At 40.1% G+C, this 23,717-nt stretch carries 7 protein-coding genes; 1 reads left to right on the top strand and 6 read right to left on the bottom strand.

The window, feature by feature from the left end:
- Nucleotides 1-9: 9 nt before the first annotated feature.
- The 6 genes from HXT55_RS02010 to HXT55_RS01985 form a co-directional block, all read right to left on the bottom strand.
- Nucleotides 10-4,200 (bottom strand): UvrD-helicase domain-containing protein, encoded by a 4,191-nt coding sequence (locus tag HXT55_RS02010; RefSeq protein WP_421792327.1) that lies wholly within the window; start codon nt 4,198-4,200, stop codon nt 10-12.
- The gene (locus tag HXT55_RS02005; RefSeq protein WP_421792325.1) at nt 4,193-9,091 is read right to left on the bottom strand and encodes a PD-(D/E)XK nuclease family protein; all 4,899 of its coding nucleotides are present in this window, start codon (nt 9,089-9,091) and stop codon (nt 4,193-4,195) included. Before HXT55_RS02005 ends, HXT55_RS02010 begins: the two co-directional genes overlap by 8 nt.
- A 111-nt stretch (nt 9,092-9,202) precedes the next feature.
- A complete protein-coding gene (locus tag HXT55_RS02000; protein ID WP_421792323.1) occupies nt 9,203-9,964 on the bottom strand; it encodes a hypothetical protein in 762 nt (253 codons plus the stop codon).
- Nucleotides 9,965-10,076: 112 nt separating this feature from the next.
- On the bottom strand, nt 10,077-18,176 hold the full coding sequence (locus HXT55_RS01995) for a cell wall-binding protein (protein WP_421792321.1): 8,100 nt from the start codon (nt 18,174-18,176) through the stop codon (nt 10,077-10,079).
- A gap of 136 nt (nt 18,177-18,312) precedes the next feature.
- Complete coding sequence (locus tag HXT55_RS01990) at nt 18,313-19,482, bottom strand: class C sortase (protein WP_421792319.1); 1,170 nt, start codon at nt 19,480-19,482, stop codon at nt 18,313-18,315.
- A 194-nt stretch (nt 19,483-19,676) separates the two neighbouring features.
- Nucleotides 19,677-21,458 carry a SpaH/EbpB family LPXTG-anchored major pilin gene (locus tag HXT55_RS01985; protein ID WP_421792317.1) on the bottom strand — a complete coding sequence of 594 codons (1,782 nt, stop codon included), beginning with the start codon at nt 21,456-21,458 and terminating at the stop codon, nt 19,677-19,679.
- 689 nt (nt 21,459-22,147) lie between these two features.
- Here HXT55_RS01985 and HXT55_RS01980 point away from each other — a divergent pair.
- Nucleotides 22,148-23,599 (top strand): ATP-binding protein, encoded by a 1,452-nt coding sequence (locus HXT55_RS01980; protein ID WP_421792315.1) that lies wholly within the window; start codon nt 22,148-22,150, stop codon nt 23,597-23,599.
- Nucleotides 23,600-23,717: the final 118 nt, after the last annotated feature.

The raw sequence follows: 23,717 nt of genomic DNA, 5'->3' as shown, positions 1-23,717 counted from the left end.
AAGTTGATTTTAAAAAGACGCTTCACTCAAAATTTCGTCGCGCGTTTTACACAATGCGTGAATCTCGCGATTTTCCGCACGCGCCTCGCTAACGTAGTAAAGAGTGGCGTCAATGCATCTTAAATCAACGTTTGTTGCGCGCGCTAGCAGCATCCTATACCAGTCGAGCTGCTCTAGTTTTAGGCGAATATCTTCCGCGCTTTTTGGCCGCTTTCCCGTCTTCCAGTCAACGATTGTGTAGAGTTTTGTAGTATCGCTAGCGTCTAGTCCTCCTGCAAAAACAGCATCCAAAGTGCCGTTGATGATTCTATTTGCAAATTCCGTATTATCGATTTGCATTAAAATCGGCATTTCTGCAGCTAGCGGCACTCGTTTTGCCCAACGCGATTCTATAAGCCGTTGCTTCCATTGATTTAATGCGCAGCTTTGCGAATCTGAATCTTTGCAACTTTGATTAAAATCATCTATAACTTTTTGTCTGTTTTCAGGCGTTTTTTCTAACGATATTCCATGTTTTACAATGTTTTTCCACTCGTAGCATTCACAAGATTCGCTCGGTGTTGCTGAGTCTACAAACTGTTGCGCCCAAGCGTGGAATTTTGTGCCCAGGTTTGCATCTATTGAAGGAATGGACGGGATTGGTCTAATGCAAGCCAATAGATTGTTGTAAACGCTTGTTTTTGCATTTTGTGCGATTTTACTTATTTTTTGCAACGATGTTACGTTTAGTCTTGATCCGCTAGATATTTTATTCACTTTTTCGGCTAATTCTTCTAGCGAATAGTCGCAGTCATTTTGTGATGTTAAGTCCGCGTCTTGTATGAAAATTTTTGCCTTATAGAGCAACGATTTAGGGTTTGTGTTTATGGATGAATCGTATACGGATTCTAAATCAGAATCGCAGTTTTCTACGAGTTTTGCTGATTCTATTAAGGATTTTTCTATAGTACTGCTCAACGTACAAGGCCATTTAAGTGTTGGCTCTAAACTTGATGAGTCAGACTGAGGCGCGATTTTGCTAAATTCTGCAGCAAATTCCTGAGCATCGTCTCCAGCTATAAAACCGAAAACATCCTGTTCTTCATATTCTTCAGATTCTTTCGATTCTGTTTTATTTTCCTCATTTGAATCACAGCGTTGGACTTTGATAGCTCCATTGAGATTTTTAATAGCATTTATTGATTCGTTAAGAAACACTGACGCACTGCGCTTTCTGCCACTTTGAGCGCTATCTCCAGATGTAGCTGATCCTGTTAAAAGAGCAGCGAACTTTGCGCGCGTAAGAGCAACATACATAAGGTGACGCTCATCCATGTGAAGCTGAATTCCGCGCTCCTCACTTTGCGTAAATGGCATAGAATCAACGTTTTGCTGGGATTTATACGCGTTATACACGCGGCGCGTTTCTTCGCTCAAAAAATCGCCAGAATCCGAAGAATCGCAAGAATCTACTTCTTTAACTGCCTCCGCAAAATCGCACAAAGCTTTGATTCTATCTGGCTTAATCTCGTCAAAAATCTTTTGCACACTATCTAAACTTTGCATTGCTTTTTCTGGGTGCATTGCCTCCGCGCGCGTGACTGTATGCGGAAAATGCGGCAAAATGTTGGCATCCACGCGCAACGCAGAAGGCACGCTTGCACCAAACTCAATCGGTATGCGAGCGCTTGCCTGCCCATTATCATCAACTTTTAGCGAATCTCCTTGATTACTTGGAAAAGCGCCCTCATTTAGTCCGACTACAGCAACAGCAGGCCATTGCAATCCTTTGGATTGGTGAACTGTCATTAGCACGACTTGCGCTGGTTCTGTTTGAGACGAAGATGAAACAGAGGATCCTGACTGAGAATCAAGATTTTTTGCTGAGTCAATCCAGCTTATTAGTCCGCGCAAACTTACGTCCTGCCACTCGCCCATTTCCTGAATATATGTTTCTACAATTGCATTTAGCGAATCTAACACACTACGCATGTCGTCCAGCATGATTTGGTTGCTAAAATCCTTGTATTTTAAGGCAGACCCCACTGCTGTATCTATGTCTACATTAAGAGCTTGAACAGCGGCTTGCATTACGTTTGTTAGCGAGTTTCTTTGTATGCCTTCTACATTATGTAGGATTTTACTAAGTCTTTTTACTGCATCAAACCCTCTAATGCTAAGTTTTTGCTGCATTTGATTAACCCACTGGTCGTTTTTTGTGGAAAAATCACGCATTATTAGGTCTGCTAAATAAACTCCGCCATAAATATTTATGACTTGCCCAGATATTTCCCCACTATTCGCCTTGTTTCTAAGATTGCGAACGGCAGAATCCCACTGACTTTTAGGAAGATCTGCTTCTAATAATCCTGCCGACGAGTAAATGTTGTAAAGATATTCCGTGTTTGCGCTATTTGCGATTGCAGCTAATGCGCTCAAATCGCTAGTAGATAGCGCAAAACGCGGTGTGGCTAAGAGTCGCATAAGTGAGTTTGAGTCGCTGTGATCTTGCACTACTTTTAGGAGGCTTAATACATCTTTAACTGCTGGCTTTTCGATTAACGATGAGTATCCTACTATGCTTGTTCTTATACCTGCTGATTCTAATTTTTCAGCATATTTTGGCATATTTGCTTTACTTCTAAATAGTATTGCCAATTGTGGTTCGCGCGATACTTGAGATACTTGAGATCCTTGACTTTCCTGCTTTTCCTGCTTTTCTATAATTTTTTGCGCAAATCGCACTACTGCGTCGATTTCTTCTGCCTGAGATGGCATAAATAGCGCTGCAATCGTGCCATTTGGCGCATCCTCTTTTGGTTTTAAGGTTTCTACTTGCACTTCGCGATCGTCAATGCTGCTAAATCTACGACTTGCGTTTTGCGTTGAATTATCGCCATTTTCTCCGCGCATCGGCTCAGTTAGTGCGTTTGCAACTTTTAGTATAAAAAGCGAGTTTCTGCGTGTAACAGTTAGCGAATATTTGTTTTGTTTGTTTATATTAAAGTCTTGTTCAAACTTGCAAAAAGCTCCAGTTGAAGCGCCTCTAAACGAGTAGATTGCTTGGAATGGGTCTCCTACTGCCATAACGTGTGTACGCTTTGACGCCACAAAATCGCCACCATTCTCCGCATCATTCTCCGCATCATTCTCCGCATGAAACAGCGTGTTTATAAGCATTGCTTGCGTTGTAGAAGTATCTTGGTATTCGTCTAAAAGAACTTGCGAATATTGATTCCTGTATTGCGCACAAATCGAAGGAAAATGTGTAACCAAATAGTAGGCTGCGATTGTAAAATCGCTAAATTGTGCCATGTTTACGCGCTTTTTTTCAGCGTCAAATTGCAAAACAAGATCTAACAGTATGTCTCTTTTTACACATGAGTTGTATAGATTCACGCAAAGTTGCAAGCATGAATCATCCCAATATTTTTCGTATTTTTTACACGCTTGTTTAAATTTTTCTGAAGATGTTTTTGTAACGTCTTCCGCACTCATTCCAGCAGTTTTTTTGACTTTTTTGTATTTTGGTATTGCTGGTGATTTAGCAGGTAATGGCGATTCGACTTTCTTGTTTCCTATGACATTTTTTAAGTGTTCTGCAAACTCGTTATTCCACTCTCGTATTTTTTGTACTGCTTGAGGCACACTGGAACAAGTGTTTCCTTGCGCGTCTACACCTATCATTGAGCATGATATTTCAGCACAAAGTTTCATAACATCTGAACATAACGTGTCAAAATCATATAATTTGTTTAAATTTTTATTGTGATTTTGTGGATTATCTAAATATTTTCCGATTATACTTTTTATGATTTCCATCGAGCCAGCATCGCTTAATGGCATTGTGTTTTGATTAAAGCCAACCAAAAGCCCGTATCTTCTTACGATTGATTGAAAGAACGCGTCGTACGTCATCACTTCTGGCTTTAAGAATGACTTTGCGCCATTTTCACCGCTTACACTCACCTCTGCAGAAACGCGACTTAGCAATTCCGCGGCCGCCTTGTTTGTAAAGGTTAATCCCAATATGGATTCTGGCGGAACTTTGCTTTTAATTAAATGTATTACGCGGCGAGTCATAGTGTATGTTTTGCCGCTGCCAGCTCCAGCAACTATTAGAACGTCCTGATTAATCGGCGCTTCTATAACGTTTTTTTGCTCTAAACTTGGAGCACTATTAGGCGTGGATTTTACGGCGTTAACGTTGTTATTATTCATTTTTACCTTCAATCATTTCGTAAACCGTGTCTACTTTTCCAGCGCAACCAGGACATACATCTAAACATCTGCAATGATTTTTATGGTCTGCTTTTGGCTCAACAACAAAACTGGTTGACTTAACAGCAGAAGCAGCAAAGAATACTCGAGATATCATCATAAGAGACCATTTTGTTCTCATAGGCAGGTTTACAAAATCCGACCACGCATTCTGGCTCACACCGTCCGCAGGATTTTGCGCATCAATATCTGGAAGCTCGTAAAGACGATTATCATCTGCATACCTGTATCGACTTATCAGTCCTTTAGTGCTCAACGCGCCATTAGCATCAAACAAAGACGGCTGACAAATGTTTTCTGCAACACCATTATCTTGTGCAGGAGAATCTTTGTATACAACATGAAACAGCGCACTTCGCGCGATTTTTGTATGCTTAAACTTAAGCAATTGTTTAACGTCTTCAACGTTTTCGTTACAAAACACAATCCCAAGCTGATAGCAGATAAGTTGTAAATCGTTAAACACCTGCTGCGTTTTAGGAACTTTTCCTGTTTTATAGTCGATTAAGCGAATTTGTTCCGTATTGTCATTTAATTTTCTAATTTCCATGCGGTCAATTCGACCTTGAATCCTCACTCGCAAATCGCTAGACGCGCCATTTTGCCATCCGCCTACTAAGAATCCCATTATTGAATAAAGATCCGTAATGCTTGTTTTTGTTTTAGACGCACGATTATAGGCGTTTAAAATATCGTCGAATCCAAAAGTGGCATTTATATTGCACTCGCAATAGGCATGTTCAAGATTCCCCAAATCGACGTCTGCAATTGTAGGTTTTGCAGACTTCGATTTTTCTAACGCTGGTAAAATATCAGTAACCACACCGTCTTCATCTTTTTTTGCCATAATCGGGTAGTTTGATCCAGTTAAAGAACCTACAAAATATTGAGCAATCGTATAAAGCGCTCGTCGAACATTTAAATCATTTTTTATAAAACAATATCGGTCTTTTACGTCTGAAATATTGGAATCGCTTGGGCAAATCGAATAATAATGCTCAATCATAGTGTTTGCAACATCTTCAATAGCCTTTTTTTGTAAAGCGCTTATAGATTCAAACGAAAAATCAAAGTCAGGCAATTCTCTAACTTTGTCATTTTTAACCGCAGCAAACGCTTGCAATTGTGGATATTTTTCGCGTAAATACTCGTTGTCTAAATGCTCATCTTGACTTGCCCATCTAGCAGTTTCATGAATAAGCGTGCCGAATTGTGCTGCCGTTCCTCCACGTGTAGGACCTGCAAATTTTCGCTCTAAAAGACAACAGACTGGACATGACCAAAGACTATCCACCATTGATGGAGATAGTGTGACTAAGTTTGATTTTGATTCGTTTTCAATAGATTTCTCTTCGGTCTTAGAACCGTAATTTTTACGAATAAAATCCCAATTTTCTGGATTTGCCGAATCCACTCCATTATTTTTCAAAAGATTCAACGCTGTTAAAGCATCTTTAACAGTAGGATTTCCGTCTAAGTTGTGACTATTTTCTGATTCATATATTGCACGCGCTATTTGTGTTCGCGCCGAAGCAACAAGCCCTCTAGGATCCGCATCCATTACAGCAAAATCTTCACAGAAATCAGTGTATTCACTACTTCCATCCGCATTACGCCAATATATTTCTGGCAAATAGTAGTAGAGAAAATCAGAAGGAACACAATCATCACTATTAACCGCGCTTATAAATAGATGACGGTTGGCGCGCGTAATCGCCATTAAAAAGCTTCGCTGCTCTCCAGTAAAAATCGCTTGTCTATCGTTTACGCAAATTCCAGTAGGATTAGCGTATTCATCTAATAATGATGAATTTTTAGAATTATTAGATTTAAGGTTTACTGAGCCGAAAATCCTATTATTTAACACCATGTTTACTAGAGTTTCTGACCCAAACATTGTGCTTCGAGCCGCAGTATTTGGCCAAACTCGCTGCTGTACGGCTGGAATCCACACATAATCCCAGCGAGAACCAACCGAGCCAGACGGAGTTGTGAGCGTTACAGAATCAGGAGCAGGAGCAACACTGGCAAGAGAATCAGCTTCAATTTCCATTTGACGAACTTGATCAATAAACTGTGTGATTGTTGGTGCCGCTGCAGAATAGTCGCCAGCAACCGACGACTCGTAATAATCCGCACGCGAATCTATGTAATTAAACGAATTAGCATACTCAAATAATCGCATAGCAGCATCTAGTCTATCGTTTGCAAGACGACCTTCATCGTTGTTTTTAAGCGCTTGAATCTGCCACTTTTTAGCGCAATTACAAAGATTCCACGCCTGCCCAAGTATGTAACTAGCCTCGTTTGTTTCACTATTTTGAATTTTTGCTAAATCTTGTTTTAAAATCTTAGACAGTTTAGACGTGATTTTAAAAACGCGCATTAAAGTACGAAGATGAACACTGTTTGGGCGCATTTTTTGCAAAACAGAAAAAATTTCTGTAGTTTGATCAGATTGAGTTTGGTTAGCTGGTGACTTATCAGCTGGTGACTTATCCAATAAATCAGAATCGCAGGAATCAACACTAAAATCATCACAATCCATTGATTTATCAATAGCACAACTATCAATAAGCGCTTTAATTATCAGAAGATAGCAGGAATCAACACTAAATCGCGTGGAATTAGGGTTTGGATTTGAATCAAAAATACGATTGTCGAAGTTAAAATTAGCATCCAAACCATCATTCTTAGAATCAGTCTTGTTTAAAAGCTGATTTTGCAGTAAATCCCACTGTCTTATAAGAACGCTAAGAGGGGAATTTTCCTTAGATGTAACCATGTCACTAAGAGAGACAATGGAACGCATAAGCGCTTCTACAGCACTTAAATCAGCACAATTATAATTATCTGAATCTATCAGGGGACTATCCATTATGGTTTTTATGCGACTTTTCACAAAACGCGCAATCGAAGAAATAGTGCGAGTTCCTAAAGATACGTCTTTAGCTAAATTATCCACGCTATTTTGGCTAAATTGCGCCAATTCAATAAGCGCAAACAATGCTTTTATAAACGGCTCTTCCCTGAGAGCGCGAGTAACGGACGAGTATCGCACAGGAACACCATCTTTGCGAAGTCGCTCGCCAAAAGCACGAACAGTAGCATTATCGTGAGCAATCACAGCCATATTTTTCCACGGGATTTTGTGATCTAAGTGAGCGCGTTTTATTTGCCAAATAACACAATCCATTTCTTCGCGCGCAGTACGATACAAGTCGCCAGAAACCGAAGAATTTTCTGTTTCTTGCGAATTTGATTCGATTTTTTCTATAGGAAAAGCGCCTTTAACATTTACCATCTTCCAAGCCCTTCGGGCGATAGGCGTTGGCGTTGGCATAAGCGAAGGGATTGAAAGAGAAACCCTAGACGAAAAAAGACCCAGTGGAATTGAGCGACTATTTTGTTTTAGCAAATCTGAAGTATTTGGAGAATCGGCGGAATCATTGGAATCATTGGAAGGCTCAGCTACACCGTCAATCCTATAGTCACAAATTTTAAATACCGCTGCTTGCATAACACCGTGCTGAGCAGCTTCAACCACATAATCTGGGTATGATCCACGGAAGGATTGCACAGATTCGTCTGGGTTCGCCGTTAAAACAATACGAACGCCCAAACTAGATAAAGACTCAAGAAATGCAAGTCCAGCAAGTGTTACATCATGAAAATCATCTACTACCAAAAGACGTGGAAGTGAACATTTAAGCGCAAATAATTCTTTAGAAAAATCTTTTGAAGAGCCAGCTGAATAGTCGCCAGCAACCGACGATTCTTCTGTATTATCATCATATAAACTCTTAAAAATCTCATTCAAAATTTGAACACCGCTAGCCAAAAGTTTAGAAGAATCTAATCTAAAAGCATTTGGATATTTTTTCCGCACACAATCCGCATACTGACTACGAAGTGCAAAAGCCAAATTCCATTGCACACGCAAACGATTAGCAATGCTAGAAGATTGCAAATCCGCCTGCAAAGTTGCAAGCAAATCGGAACTAGAGCCGGATTGCAAATGCGACTGAAAATTAAGGCTATTTAATATTTGCAACTCTGCAGATTCGCTTACAATTCCCATTTCGTCTAACCGAGCGAGCATATCGCGAAGTTGATGAATGAAAGCACTATTTATTGGCAAATCCTGAGTATTTTGAGCATTATAAGCATTATGAGCATTCCGATAATCTGTAGAGTCGAACGAATCCATAAGATTATCACTGTTTTGCAACTGCGATATTACGTAAATCCAAGAATCATGTGATTTATAATCACCATCTTGCAAAGATTTAGAATACTCTCCAGAAAAATAATCGTTAAAAAGCGAGCAGATTTTGCAATCACCGCTATCGCCTTGCAAAACATGATTAACATGCATTCGCACTATTTCGCGAAGAATCGCATCTTGTTCAGCGCCGTTAAGCAATTTAGGAGATGGTATTCCAAAAAGCTTATTTCGTGCGGAAATCAGGCTGAATGCAAAAGCGGAAAGAGTGCCAACTGGACGAGACTGGTATGAAACACCAAGATTGCTTATTACGTAGTTAGACATGCGTGCGGCAGTTGCACGATTCTGGGCTGCGGCGATAGCAAAATCAGTGCGAATCGCATGTTTGAGTAAAAGCTGTACGGCTTCATCGTATTTAGAGTCCTGCGTATTCTTCCAATTAGCTCGCAAACCGCATAGAAGAGCGTTTAGAGCGAAACTTGACTTTCCAGAATTTGGAGCGCCAAACACCAACAAAACATTGGTGTGACGTTCGCTGGTGTTTTTAAGACTGCCATCAAGCAACGATTGAACAGCATCTAGCGCAGAATCTTCCGTACACATAAACACAATTCTATCAACTGGCGCGAGCTATTCTTCCGCTTTTTGTAGCTCTAAACGGCAAAATTAGCAACAAAAGGCGGAAATAGCGATAGCGCAGATTAGCTGCGCTAACTATTGTTGACTAAAAAGTCGCGTAGTGCGAGCGTTTTTAATCGCAAGAAATGCTATTCCAATGCCAATAAAAATCAGCGTAAAAATGGCAAGCAAATAAACAACACCCACTCCAAGCGTTGTGGAATTAAACGTGTTTGGCGCAAAACCAAACCATCCTGCAGGAGCCTTGTAATTCAAAAAATTATACGGCGCTGCCATAGCATGCTCTCCCCATCGCACGCCAGCAAACTCGCTTAAACACACAGCGTACGCAACGTAAGTGAGCGGCGGAATCGTAGCAAAATAAACGTGCGCGCAGCTGGACTTGTACTTGTAATCAAAAAGAACAAAGTCAAAAATCGCAAGCAGCGGCGTTATAAAATGCACGCATAAGCTTGAGCACCCATTGTTCATGTACGCGCCAACAAATCCGAGCTTGTTTGTAGGAGCCAAAAAGCACAGGTACAGCGTAAAAGTGACGGCGATTGAAATCGTCATCATAAATTTAAAAATGTACCATGCGTTTGGCTTTGCATCCACCCAGGCTCCAGCGCGCTCACTCTGTTCATCGCTTTTAGATTTAAGCGCACTTCGCGTGTCTAAAATCAGCGAGCCAAGCAGCGCAACACAAATCATCAAGTTAGAAAGATTCGTAAAATACGTTAGTGCCATTGAATCCCAAGACATTGCCATTCCGTAAATGGACGAAACTATTGCAATAATTCGAATCATGGTTCTTGTAACGTAATCTTTGCGCGCCAAGACTAGTGTTTCGCTCATTCTTATCTCGCTTTCAAATAATTTTTAACTCTCATCTATGTTCTTCAATGTTTTATATAAATAAGATTTACTATACTTGACTCCGATCTAGGAATAGCAAAACGTGCAAAATTTAATGGCGATTTTTGTAGATAAGGCCAAACAATCTCCTGCAGCGCAACGGTTCTGCCGAAACGTTGCAATGCTTGCTGTACGTTAACTCGCCACTAAATCCGTTTCCGCTAAGCACAGACGCCAACCATCCGCGCCTACCGAATGCGCCCGACGCGATGAAGAGTGCCATTAATATGCCGAACAAGAAGGTATACGTAATAGCAGCGTTTCCACCAGTAAACGGCAGCGGAATCGGCGACACGTTGATGCCAGTAATCTTTATGTATCCTATGATCGGAGCTGTTTCTTTACTCTCATCATAGCCAACGCTCTTATTATCTGACTTATCTTTTGTCTGCGCGTATACGGCGTAAACAGCCGTATTGCCATGCGTGACAAGCATCTGCTGCAATTTGTCAGAATCTACACTTGCGTTTCCGCTATTATCGCGCTTCAAAATAGGCGTGCAATCTTTATCTTGAGGCTTATTATTGTTCATCCAACGCACGCATACTTGAAGATTCTTCTCAACTACGTCTCGAGAATCAAAATCATCGCTAGCATCTACTAACAATTCTTTGCCGCCCACTTTACCGTTAGTGTCTGGATTACCTGTGAAAGTGAACTTAATGTCATTAGCACTAACCTCGTAAGGTTTAGCCATAGTCGAAGATTTAAGCAAACCAATAGATTCAGCTTTAGGCTTTATTACATCAACCGGCACTACGTATACTGGAAGAAGTGTAGGTGCAGAGGCAACATTCTTAAAATGAGTTTGTGCATCATAGCCATACGTGTTCTTTAAGCTATACATTGCCCAACCGTTAGAAAGCGACAAAGCATAAACTGGAGCAATAGCCTTTTTAGATGTTCCTTTTATGTCATCTGCAGTTTCTATGTTCTTATGTCCGCCTAAAACTTTTTCAAGATTAAATGATTCAGAATTGACACTCGTACAATTTGGATTTGCAGTATCACCGCCCTCACACCATTTGTTCACAGTAATATCTTGAGGACTCATATTCGAATAATTATTACCCAATGTACTGTAATTCATGCCATTAGTGTTAGAAACATTTAATCCGCCACCATAGTTTCCATTACCTAATACTAAATCAGGTATATTGATATACTCATCGTTCAGCGTGAAGAAACCAGAGCCATTGCCGAATTTATCTACTCTAGTTTTGCCATCAGGGAGCTGTACCGTAACTTCCTTACTACCTTCGCCATTTTTCTTATCTGTACCACTTACAACGCGCAAAGATGGTTGAATCTTCTTAAACTCATCTTCACTCATACCAGATGGAACATTCGGCTTAAGAGTGAGAGCATTCTGTAATTGGTTTAAATCGATGCGCTTGTCTTTCGTACTCGCGTTATAACGGTACACAAGCGATTGATGACCAGGCTTGCCAACCAGCTCAAATCCCGGGTCGTTAGAACGCTCACCAATATATGGCTTCTTTTCATCCCAAGTAACCTTGTAGTCAGCATCATCCTTACCAACACTTCGCAACGTAGCGAATCGAGTTATGTGATTATAATGCGGAGTAGGTGTTACTTCTCTACTTCTCCATCCACGAGTGAGAATAAACGAATCCTGCTTGTCTCCTGCTTTGTAATCAGGTCGCTTATCTTCAGGCTTACTGCTTGAAGCATATTGCAAACGAACCCAAGTTACAATCGACTTATTTTCACCAGTTGAGTAATGATCTTTATTTGTATCATTAGAAGAATCATCGTCGAGATTTTCGCTCCAAGAGCTATCGTCAACAGAATTTACAGCATTATCTCTTCTAAGTACGTAGTCAACAGCAGCCTTTTCTGATTTTGTGAGCAACAAAGGATGTACTTGAACAACCTTTTCACTAACATTCACAGGGAAGAATACGCAATCCGATGTATGCGAACCATCAAGCCATGTTTTCGCAGCAATAGTATCCGCACGACATACTGCACTCGGTGTTTCGCTCGCATAATCCATAAGAATTACATCATCAACATCTTCTGCTTTCTCGTTTAATAAACTATCTGCAGAATTAGATGTAGACGAATCATGACTGTAATTTTCACTAGATACATCTTGTTCTTTAACACCAGGCATCTTAGTCCAAGGACCAATTCCAATACGGCTACGCGCACGGACTACACTTCCTGGAGCAAGGAAACCTTGAGCAAAAGTAACGTTTCCAGTTTTGCTTTCTAACTTAATATTACTTCCATCTACAGGTTTATAACCTTCACAAACACTCCATGAACCATCCTTTTTACATATAGCAAGCACATTCCAATATGATTCACTATTAGTAGAAGGATCCGAAGCAGCTGATTCTAATGCTTCTGAATCAGCCGACTGCAATCTAGATGCATTCAGTTTATCTGCTTTTGGCTTAGCTGGCTTCGGTTTTGTAGTGTAGTATATAGCAGTTCGAGTTGCGTTAGAACTATTATGAACTAAAACACCGTTATGATAGTCTTTTGACCTTTTAACAGCATCTTTCATAGTATGAAGCCATGTTGCTTCAGTAGAAGCTTTTTTATCATTACTTCCATCATATGCAACAACAGTTGGAGACGTAGCATCCTTCCAGTTACCTTTGAACATGCCAACTACAGTTTCATAAGATTTTTCATCACCAGATTTATTTCCTGAGTCATCTGCAGTTTGAGCTATAAGTTTGAATGTGGTTGCTGACTTGGAATTATTTCCTTTCCATTTGTAAATAAAGCTCTTTAACGCCTTGTTGTTCGCAACTCCACCATTAACGAAACGGATGCGAGGAGCTTTACCAGTCTTAGGGTCTTTAGCACCTTCAGCAACAATATCTACCCATAGCCTACTCTTCAAAGCCTTATTACTCTCGCCGCCATCAGCAGACTTATTAAAGTCATCATTAAGCTTTAACTGATCAACTATATTAAACAAAGCAGGATTCTTCAAAAAATCAGCTTTACCCAAATCGAAAGATTCTATATTAGAATCACATTGAGTTGGATGGTCTTTATCTTTTAAGCATCCGCTAAGAATTTTAGAGTTTTCATTTTTGCGCTCAATCCACGGACGATTCTTGTCTACAGGCACAAACCATACGTTAATAGTGTTAGGTGTATCAAGCTGCCTACCATTACCATGCGCGCTATAACCTTCATATGTATGACCTTCGCCTCTAACTGCCAAATCCTCCCATGGTCTACCGTTGAAAATGTACATCTGAACTCTCTGAAGATCAGTAGCAAATTTGTCTGTAGTAGTAATATTCTTATTTAAAATCACAGAAGCAAACTTATGACCCGATTCTTGCTCGTTGAACTTAGGCTCTGAGCCACCAGGCATCAAATATCCTTGAGATTGTACAACGTGACTCTTGTCAGTAATGCCAGTATTGCTGATATTTATTTTTCCGCCAAGACCGCCTACTTCAACTACGTCAAAAATATTAACCCATTCACCGCGATTAGAAGGATTACTATTACGATCACACCTACCAGTAGCTACAAGACATCTAGCATACGCTTGATCGCCGTTATTGCTGCTTCTTCTAGCAGGAAGACCATTCCATCCACCGTTCCAAGAATTTTCAATTTCGCCTTTTGTTATAGATCCAGCTTCACCAGTATTCATTGGATACAAAGACGGCTGATTTTCTCTTCCACCTTCAACGTTTTTCTTTACTTTTCCTTGCAAAGCTTTCAATAAATCTTCAGTATTAAAGTCTTTGTCGTTAATGTCATACTCGTATACAAGGAATTGAGCACCGTCAGCACCGTATCTTTTAAACCCACCATCTTTATCACGGTCTTTTAGATTATTTTTATGCGCAGTATTTCCAGTATTCCATGACCAATCATAATCTTTGCGGATATCAACAAATCGCGTGATTTTCTTTTGAGTAGGATCAAGCACAGTTTCCTGCTTTTGATCATCTTTATTGTCGTTTCCTATACCAGTCTTCTTTATTACGCTAAGCGTTTTCTCTGTGCTGCGTTTTCCATTAGCTGTATTTTCTTGTACAGGATTCAAAGATAAGCAAATCTTATATTGTTTATCGTTTTCAACATCGCAAGAATACTTGCCTTGAGGATCGTTTTTACCATCCTTATAGCCGTTATTCTTACCATCATTTACGAAACCGATTTCGTCACCACGCCACTTTATACGCTCATTATTAGCGCGTATACGTTCTGCTAAAGCATGACGTTCGGAAGGATTCAGCTCATAAGGGTTCACTTGAACCATGCCGTTAGGGAAAGTTATATCTAGCGGAAGCGGATCAGAACTTGTTTTATCTTGTGTAAGACCTTTACCTTTACCAGTTGAAATATCAACATAAATTCTTGAACCGATTTCTGCATAACGTTCTGGAATTGTTACTTCAACTCCGCCGTCTTTAGCCTCAAATGTTATTTTCTCATTAGGATTACTAAGATCATCTAGTGGTTTAATAAGTTTCTTATAAAAATCAATAGATGCAGTAGATGAATTAAGTTGCTCCCAAGTCTTGCCACTTGCATCTGAATCCTTCCTATGAATGATAATTCCATAACAAGAGTTACTGCCAGGAGTACACTTCTTTGTAATATCTTCGTTATTATCAACAGGCTTAGCATCACCACGTTTCCAAATGCGTACAAACATTAATTTTACGTTCTTAGAAGAAGGTAAAAGCTTTACTTTACCTTCGTAATGACCATTATCTTTCTTCTGCCACCACACATAAGGCTTCTGGAAACCTTCACTAGTGACATTTATTTTAATAGTCTTTTGAACTTCATTACCCGCATCATCCCATCCATGGAAAGTAAGCGTATGAAGCCCGACATCACTTACATCTACACTAGTGAGATTATCTTGATTAGTGAGGAAACCAGCCTTATCTGTTAAAGTATCAACACTACCTTTACCTGTTTGATCAAACTTATTAAAAACTATACTTTTGAACGAATCGTTTACTTCCTTAGTATCGTCATGCTTAAGAGTACGACCATCTTCACGCTTTACGCCCAAAGAGATACGTCTATCATCATGACCTTTTACAAAGAATTTGATTTTGCTTGTAACAGGTACATTCAATCCGCTTTCAGGAACAGTCTGAGGCTCACCGCCGTCAACGCTCACTTTCACGTCTATAGTAGGCTTCTCATCATCAATCTTTGTAAAGATAACTGGCATTAGCGTTCTAGAATCGTCATAATAAATTATTTTTGCATACTTAACGCCAACAACTACAGGAACAACCTGAATACTGTTTTCTCCACCTTTTTGAAGAATCATTCTATCAGTACTATGATCGCCCTTGCGCTCAAATATCTTATAGTCTCCGTTTGATTCAAAGCTATCGTTTTTAGCTTTTTGTAAAATGTCTGCTTTCTGTTTAGCAGTTAAATCGTCACCAATTCTTCCGCCATTTGGAGCATCATACAAACGCCAAATATAACGCTCTGTGCCATTAACTGGAGCAGGAGAACACAAATCATTCTTCCTAGCATCTCTGTTAGTACCGCTGTTCTCTCTGTTTTTATTCTCTACGCTCTTACTCTCTCTGCCAAAATTAGTGTCACTATTGTTACAAGGATCAAATGCGTCCACAACTGGCAATCTCACAGCAATTTTTGCTGTAGCATCTTGCAAAGTTTGTGAAGCATCACTTCCATCTTCTTTTGCCCAAGAAACATCGTAAATTGCACGCGATTTAATATCGTTATTAACTTGCTGACCATTATTATTAAATTGCTCAGTTAAAGGATAATAAGTATTGTCTTTTACAGAACCATAATCTTTTCGATTAAAATCAGGCATCCACAATCTTGGGAAACGAGCTTTTGCTTGAGTATAAACAGTAGACTTTTTATCTGGGAAATTGATAAAATCTTTCGCATCGAATTTAGCGTGCGAAGAATAATATTTGTATGGCTTATCTGGCTTCCATTCCTCAGTTTCTAAAGGTTTAAACACATCTGACTGACCGATAACCTTATACGGTAATGAAACAACCTGACCCATTCCAAGGTCTTTGTTGATGTACTGCAAGTCAGCAGTATGGTCACCAAAAGCTGAGTCTTCTGTATTTACTTTATCGCTACCTGTATGGTTACGATACCACAGATTTCCACGCTTATAACCTCCCTCTTTGCCAATTGGAGGTACAAGTTTCAGTTCACCCTTTGCGTAAATCGTAGCATCATTAGGACAGTCTCTAGAATAATCCTCATCACACACTTTTTGATTAACAGGATTCAGCATTAAACTTCGCACATGCAAACCGTGTTTAGCTAATTGTTGACCATTGTCACTATCAAATGGACCTGTACCAGTTCCGCGTAAGAACACGTACTTAGGCATGAACATATCTATAAGATTCGGCACACCATACCATTGATTATTGAGCATACGATACTTTGCAGCACCAACAAAGTGCTGTAACGCTAAATTGCTTCCACGGTACGGATCTTTTTCATTAGCTGTACCACGACCTCTATTACCGTAATACGTTCCAGCACCATAGAATGGGTCTTCGTCTCTTCTACCCGTCAAACTTGTAGTCGTAAAATGAATATGATATCCATACGGTATACGTTTCTGATCATAAATATTGTTTTTGAACGCAAATATCATGCCAGAATTATTTTTTACTGCGTTCTTAAGATTCTTTATAAGCGTTGCATAAGCATTATTCAATCCAGGGAAATCAAATTTAGGGATTTGAGGACCATATTGTCTTTGAGTATCACTAAGAGCACCCCATTTAGTGGAATTAACGCAATCAAAACCAAATTCCCAATTGCAATCGCCAAAAGCGCCATTGTCGTTCTTATTTTGCTCACCACCATGGTATACAGAAGTAGCAGCATCTTTACTCAGAAAATAACCACCAGGCTTAGTCGCTAAAAACTTCCAATCATATTGAATAGTTTGACCGTTAGTAACTGGCTTTGTTTCAACGTCTGCACAGAAACCATTAGGATTCACCCAATCCTTTTTGCAGCCGTAAATATTATTGTCATTGAACTTATATCTCTTAATATATTGGCTGGCTTCTCCAGTATTTGGATCTTTTGTAGATGCATCGAGCTCTTGATTATCTGGAATAGTGAAATAATTCCATGCGTCTGCAGCTCCATGAACACGAGCACCCATGTTAAAAAGCACATCCCAAATGTAGCCGCTACCATCTGGCTTAGTCTGTCTTCTCATGAAAACATAATCTTGCACATCGTCCAAAGGAAGCCTATTTGGAGATTGACCACCACTACCTTGCCAACTGTCTCCTGGACGACCGTGAATAATATTGTCAATACTTCGCATCAAATACGTGCCTTTAGGATATGGCACAAAATTATCATTGTTTTCGTATTTACCTTTAGGCGTATTCCAACTAGAGTTGACCATCCAAGCTTGATCAGTATTCATGTCATAATCATGACCTGTTGTTGCACGACGACCTTGCAAATCACCAGGAGCAGTAAAACACTCTGTACGAGCACTATTGTGATCACAGCCAGGTCGGAACTCTCTACCAGAACCAAAACGATTTGAATCATTAGAAGATCGATCCGAAGAACGTGAATCGCTTAATCTTGACTTACTTGATAACAACGGATTGTTTTTAGAACTTCTCAAAGAAGAGTTTAGCGAAGAGAAACGCTGTGAAGAACTTTGCGACAAAATATTATTTGCCATACTTTGAGCAACACTATCAAAAATATTGTTAACAAGATTTGTGGAGTCATCACCCTTAGCGGCGTTGTTAGCAAGATTATTATTTACGCTTACACCATTTTGCAGCTTTGCAAACGCACTGTTTTGTCCATCGACAAAAACTGGAGGTTGCGATGGAGCAGAAATATCAGCAGTATCAGCACCAGCAGCATTAGGCTTAGCAGCAGATTTAGGCTTATCGCCAGACTTATTGGACTCATGCTTTTTACCAGAATTACCAGAGCTAGCTACAGTCGCAGCAGTGTCACTTTCAGCAGCTACAGCAGTGTTTGCAGTTAGGCACATCGGCAACCACATCGCCACCGAAATCAGGAAAATAAGAGCAGCCTTAGTCGCCTGCTGAGCTAAACGTCCTATCCAGACGACAACACTTAGCAAAACCGTCCAAATACTTCTCATTTGTCCACCTAAACTCTCGTATGCCAATTTCCACATGCCAATCAATGTATTAAGTTTTAAAATCTTAAATTTTGAGGTATTTAAATTTTGATGTATTAAACGCATCAATTTTTTTAACGTATTAAGTCTTAACGTATTAAGTTTTCAGTTTTTTAAGCTTTGAAGCCTTCGGACGCTTGCCCTGCGCAAAACCATCAATAATCGACTCAAAGGATTCCTGACTAATCCTTCTCGCTTCTTCGGAATCCCTATACATCTGCTTGTTTTGGCCGCCATAAATGCCAAGCCAAAGAGTATCGTTAGTCTGGTCATCACCATTGCGATCACCATTGTCATCACTATGGTCATCACCATTATTTCGATCATCGCCGTTCTGGTTATCGTTTTTCTTCTTTTTCTTCTTAACAATCGGCAGACCAGCCCAGTAAATGTAGCCTCCAACCACACTCAAGCTTGCAATGCTCCCAACGATCCACCACGGGAATCTCGGAACATCCGGCTTTTTACCAAGCAAAGACTTGTCCGCGGCAGGAGTCGGTATTACTCGCTCCCCCGTCACCAAGATTCTCTGCGTGTTGATTCCAAGCGGCGTGCAAGTAATCAGAGTCACAAGATCCTTGCCTGGCACTGCAGCAATTTTCTTTGTTTCGTCTGGGTTTACAACAATTTTTTCTATCACCTTGTAAGTGAGAATCTCGTCAAAAACCTCGATCGTAAAAGAATCGCCCTTATCTATCTCATCCAATCTCGTAAACATTTCCGCACTAGCCAAACCACGGTGGCCAGTAATCACGGAACGAGTTCCTAATCCTCCAACTGGTAGAGAAGTACCGCGCAAATGCCCAAGTCCCTTAAGCAGAGTATCGTCCTGCGTACCGTGATACACGGGCAAATCTAGGTCAATTTTCTTAATGCGAAGGCGAGCCATAAGACCATCGTCATTCGCTTTCAACTGATCCCAATAGTTTTGACTAACGTCAGACGTTTCGCCATGGGATGTTGGAATATTCGTGTTCGCCTCATATATTGCGCCTACGGATAGCTTGCGATTGTATTCGCGCGCGCGAGCCAGCTGCTCATGCGGAGCCGGAACAGCATGCGTGATTAACTTAGCGTATTCCGCAGCTACTTCCGACATGTGATACTGGCTTAACCACATTGCTGCATGTGGGTATAACAGTGAGGCGAACGATGCGGTTAATAGAAGCGCTGGAACGATAGAAGATTTAGAAAATCTCCACTTTCGTTTATCGCGTTTCTTATGCTTAACCACAACGTTTCGATTTAAGAATAAAAACCTAAGCATTTGTTGCTTTGCGATTGGACTTTAAACTGGACTTGCGATTTTATTTGCGATTTGATCTGCGAATTAATTTTCGATTTTGTAAGCCGATGCGAGTATTCGCGAATCCGCGCAATTCACTCACTTGAATACGCAAACACTCGCATACAGCTTAAATCACAAAACAATCACAAAACAATCACAAAACCAAGTAAGCCTTACGCTTCTTCTTGTTCCTTGCGACGACGAGTGATGATGTAGAACAACGTGCCACCCAAGACAACAATGCCAAATGCAGTTAGCAATACCAAGCCGCGAGCACCAGTCATTGGCAGTGCTGCGAGGATCTTGTCGATTTCGGTTGCCTGAACGTTAACAATCTCTTTCGAATTGTTATCAGCTACAGGTTTTGTAGCTGATACATTTGTTGAAGTTTCAGTCTCCACTGCATAGCAATGAGGAGTTTCATCCTTCTTGAAGCCTGCAGGAGCTTCAGTTTCGACTAAACAATACTTCTTACTTGTAGTCTTATCATCATTAGAAATGAACAAATCAACAGATGCTGTTCCATCATCACCAGTTTCAATTGTTAACTGATCGTTGTTTGTACCCGTCTTGACTGGATCAGTTGTTGTAGCCAAATTCTGTGTAGTTACTCCATTTAGAGCAGTACTATCATTTTTAATGGAGTAAATAGCAAACTTAGCACCCTTTAATACTTTCTTACCTTTTCCTTCTTGTGCATCATTAACCTTGGTAATCTTCAGGGTAGCAAAATGCGAAGTGCCGTGAGGATTCTTATCGCATTTAGTTGGATTGTCAACAGTTGGAACACATGGGTTGTTTTCGTCACCATCACCAATCTTGCTGTCATCAATCCAGCCGGTAATAAAGTTAGTGAAATTCTTGGTTCCCTTTGTAACCTTAGTGTTTAAAGTAACCTTCAGAACATAAGTATTAGTACCGAAATCTGCAGAAAGACTTGTCAACCTCGCAGTAGAAAGACTAAACGTTACTTTTTTATTATTAGTATCAGGCGTAACAGTGTAGTCAGTATTTACAGTAAGCGGTACATCAGTTGCTTGAGTATTACCAGTCTTTGCCTTTTTAACAAGCTTCACGTTAGTTACGTCTTTATACGTCAAACCTTCAGGAAGAGAATCGACGAATCCAATCTGCTTATAAGTTTTATTATCAGAAGGAGGCATCAAAGGAATAGAAATATCCCATGGAATAACAGTGCTTCCATCTTTATCAACATAAAACTTGCTTGGAGTTTGTGGGGTCTTAGTAGGAACGTCGTTACTGATATCATTCTTTGGATACACATTAACGTCGTACAGCCAATCCCATGAATTAGCAGTCTTGTGAGGCAAAGGCGTTGTGATGAAGAATGAATCAACCTTACCAGTAACAGTTACAGGCTGCCAGTTTCCATCATCACCCTTAGTTTGAGCACCCTTTGTGTCAGTTTCTTCAACGTAGTAAAGGGATTCTGCAAGTTTATCAAATTTTACAGAACCATCATCACCAGTTGTGTCAGCCTTAACTTTAGTCTTTGCAAATTTAGGAGTACTACCTTCGAAGAATGATGCAGCTTTTTTAGTTTTAGGATCTAATTTTTGAATCTCTTCAATTCTTTTCCAACCTTCAGGAGTAGACAAATCAATCTTCTTGTCATCGTCACTTGTGCCACTTGTAAGTGTGACTTTGTAAAGCGTAAATTCAACGCCCTTGACTTCCTTCTTACCATTAACAACTTCCTTCTTACCATTAACAGTAGTACTCTGATTAGATCCATCAGATCGAGTTCCAGTTTCAGGACCTTGATACTTGTGAATTGTTATAGAAGTACCCTTGTCTTTTTTAGTAGCATCAATGTTGCCAACATTAGCACCATCAGCATAAGCAACAGAGCCAGCAATACAGCATGTTCCGAGCGTGCATACCGCCGCCAAAACAGCAACTGTGCGCTTCAGCGAATTCGTATTTAAACGCATGTTTCCTCTCTTCTTTAGAGTGACATCTCGTTATGAGAATTTCGTGTTTAGAAAGAGTCGCCCATGTGATTAGACTTTTCCGCAAAATCGCATAAATACTGCGAATTACAGATTCCTCTCACCGGGCTTCTAGGCACACTAAAGCCGTGTGCCAAACCTTCATTGACTAAAATAGACTAGCATTTTACGGTATGAAAATCACCTAAAAATCACCTAGCAAAAGCCTACTAAAATAAGCTTTTAATACCCCCCCCCGGTATTGTTGAAATATCAGGGTTTTCTCAGCTTAATAAGTGATTAAAATTGTTAAAAATTCTTTCCGAATTTTTGCTAAATTCGCACCTTGGCGTGTCGAATAAACCGCGTCGTTATCGCTTGCGCGAACAGCGCGCGAACGTCTTCGCCGCGCAGAAGCAGTGCTTCTGCTTTGAGCGGCTCAGCGCTCCAAATTGCCTTTTCGCGCTACGCTCTAAGCGAAAAGGCAGGTCGTCGCGCGCGTTTGTTTTTCCCTTTTTCAGCAAATATGACTACAAACACGGGCAAAAATACACAAACACAAGCGAATCAAGTCAAATTGCATTTTATAGCAAAATGTCGATTCTGCAATAAATCATCAAAATAAAATTGTCGATTCTGCAAAAATTTGCTAAAATAAAATAATCGATTTTGCAAAGAATGGCGGAATTACAATGATTTATAACCTTAATCAATCAGCATCCAGCACAACAAACACTGCACGCAAATTTCCACGCAAAATCTATTCGCACATGCTCAATTGGAAAAACTCTTCTAACGGGAAAACAGCACTACTCATAGAAGGACCACGACGCGTAGGAAAATCCACTATTGTAAAAGAGTTTGCGCAAAATGAGTATGAAAGTTACATATTAGTGGATTTTTACACAGCATCTCCAGAAGTAAAACAACTATTTGAAGACCTTTCAGATTTAAACTACATCTTCTTGCAACTCCAGCTTATATATAAAACAAGCCTCAAAGAACGCAAGTCGTGCATTATTTTTGATGAAGTTCAACTCTGCCCAAAAGCGCGCCAAGCAATTAAAGCCCTAGTCAACGACGGAAGATACGACTACATAGAAACGGGCTCACTAATTTCAATCCACAAAAACGTTAAAAATATTCTTATTCCAAGCGAAGAACGCAAACTAAAAATGCATCCTATGGATTATGAGGAATTTAAATGGGCACTTGGCGACAATACAACCATTCCGCTTCTAAAAAAACTCTACGATTCTAAAAAACCAATCGGTCAAGCAGCATGCAGAAAAATGCTAAGAGATTTTAGACTTTATATGCTTGTTGGAGGAATGCCACAAGCTGTTGAAAGCTATATTGAAACCAACGATTTTAGTGTTGTAGATAGAGTAAAACGCGATATTCTTTCACTTTACGAAGATGATTTTAGAAAAATAGACCCTACTGGTAAAATATCTGCAATTTTTGATTCTATACCAGCTCAGCTCATGTCTAACACTTCCCGTTACCATGTTTCGAGCGTTCTTGCTGGCAACAGAGCAAATACTGTTCTTGAACAACTAGCTCAACTAGAAGATTCTGGAACTGTGCTAATCTCCCACCATACTAACGATCCTAATTCTGGAATGGCTCAACACAAAGATTTATCTAAGTTCAAACTCTTTCTTGCAGATACTGGCTTGTTTGTTACGTTAGCATTTAAAGACAAGTCTTTTACAAGCAACGACATTTATATGCGATTGTTAAACGATAAGTTGCAAGCAAATCTAGGTTATGTATACGAAAATATTGTTGCTCAAACTTTGAGCGCTCATGGACACGAATTGTATTATCACACTTTTATGGACGGCGACGCGCGCTTAATCGCGGACGATACTAATGTTGAGATTGACAATCACGATAATCGAAATAATCACAACAAGTGCAACAATCGCAACTATGAAGTAGATTTCTTGATTGCTGATAAGAACAAGATTGTGCCGATTGAAGTAAAAAGCTCAGGTTATAAAACGCATGCTTCGCTTGATGCTTTCGCACGTAAGTTTTCTTCGCGAATCGCACGGGAAATTCTGATTTATACGAAAGACTACCAACATAACGGAATGCTGGAATACATTCCAATAGTAATGACCGAGTTCTTGTAATTCTCCCGCGCGACGACCTGCCTTCGAGCTTAAAGCGTAGCGCGAGAAGGCAATTCGGAGCGCTGAGCTTGCTCAAAGTTGAAAGCACAGTGTGCTTTCAACGCAAGCGAAGACGTGA

It is taken from the genome of Gardnerella sp. KA00718, from assembly GCF_049244285.1.
Lineage (GTDB): Bacteria > Actinomycetota > Actinomycetes > Actinomycetales > Bifidobacteriaceae > Bifidobacterium > Bifidobacterium vaginale.
Note: the sequence above shows the minus strand (reverse complement) of the source record. Positions and strands in the feature narration are given on the sequence as shown.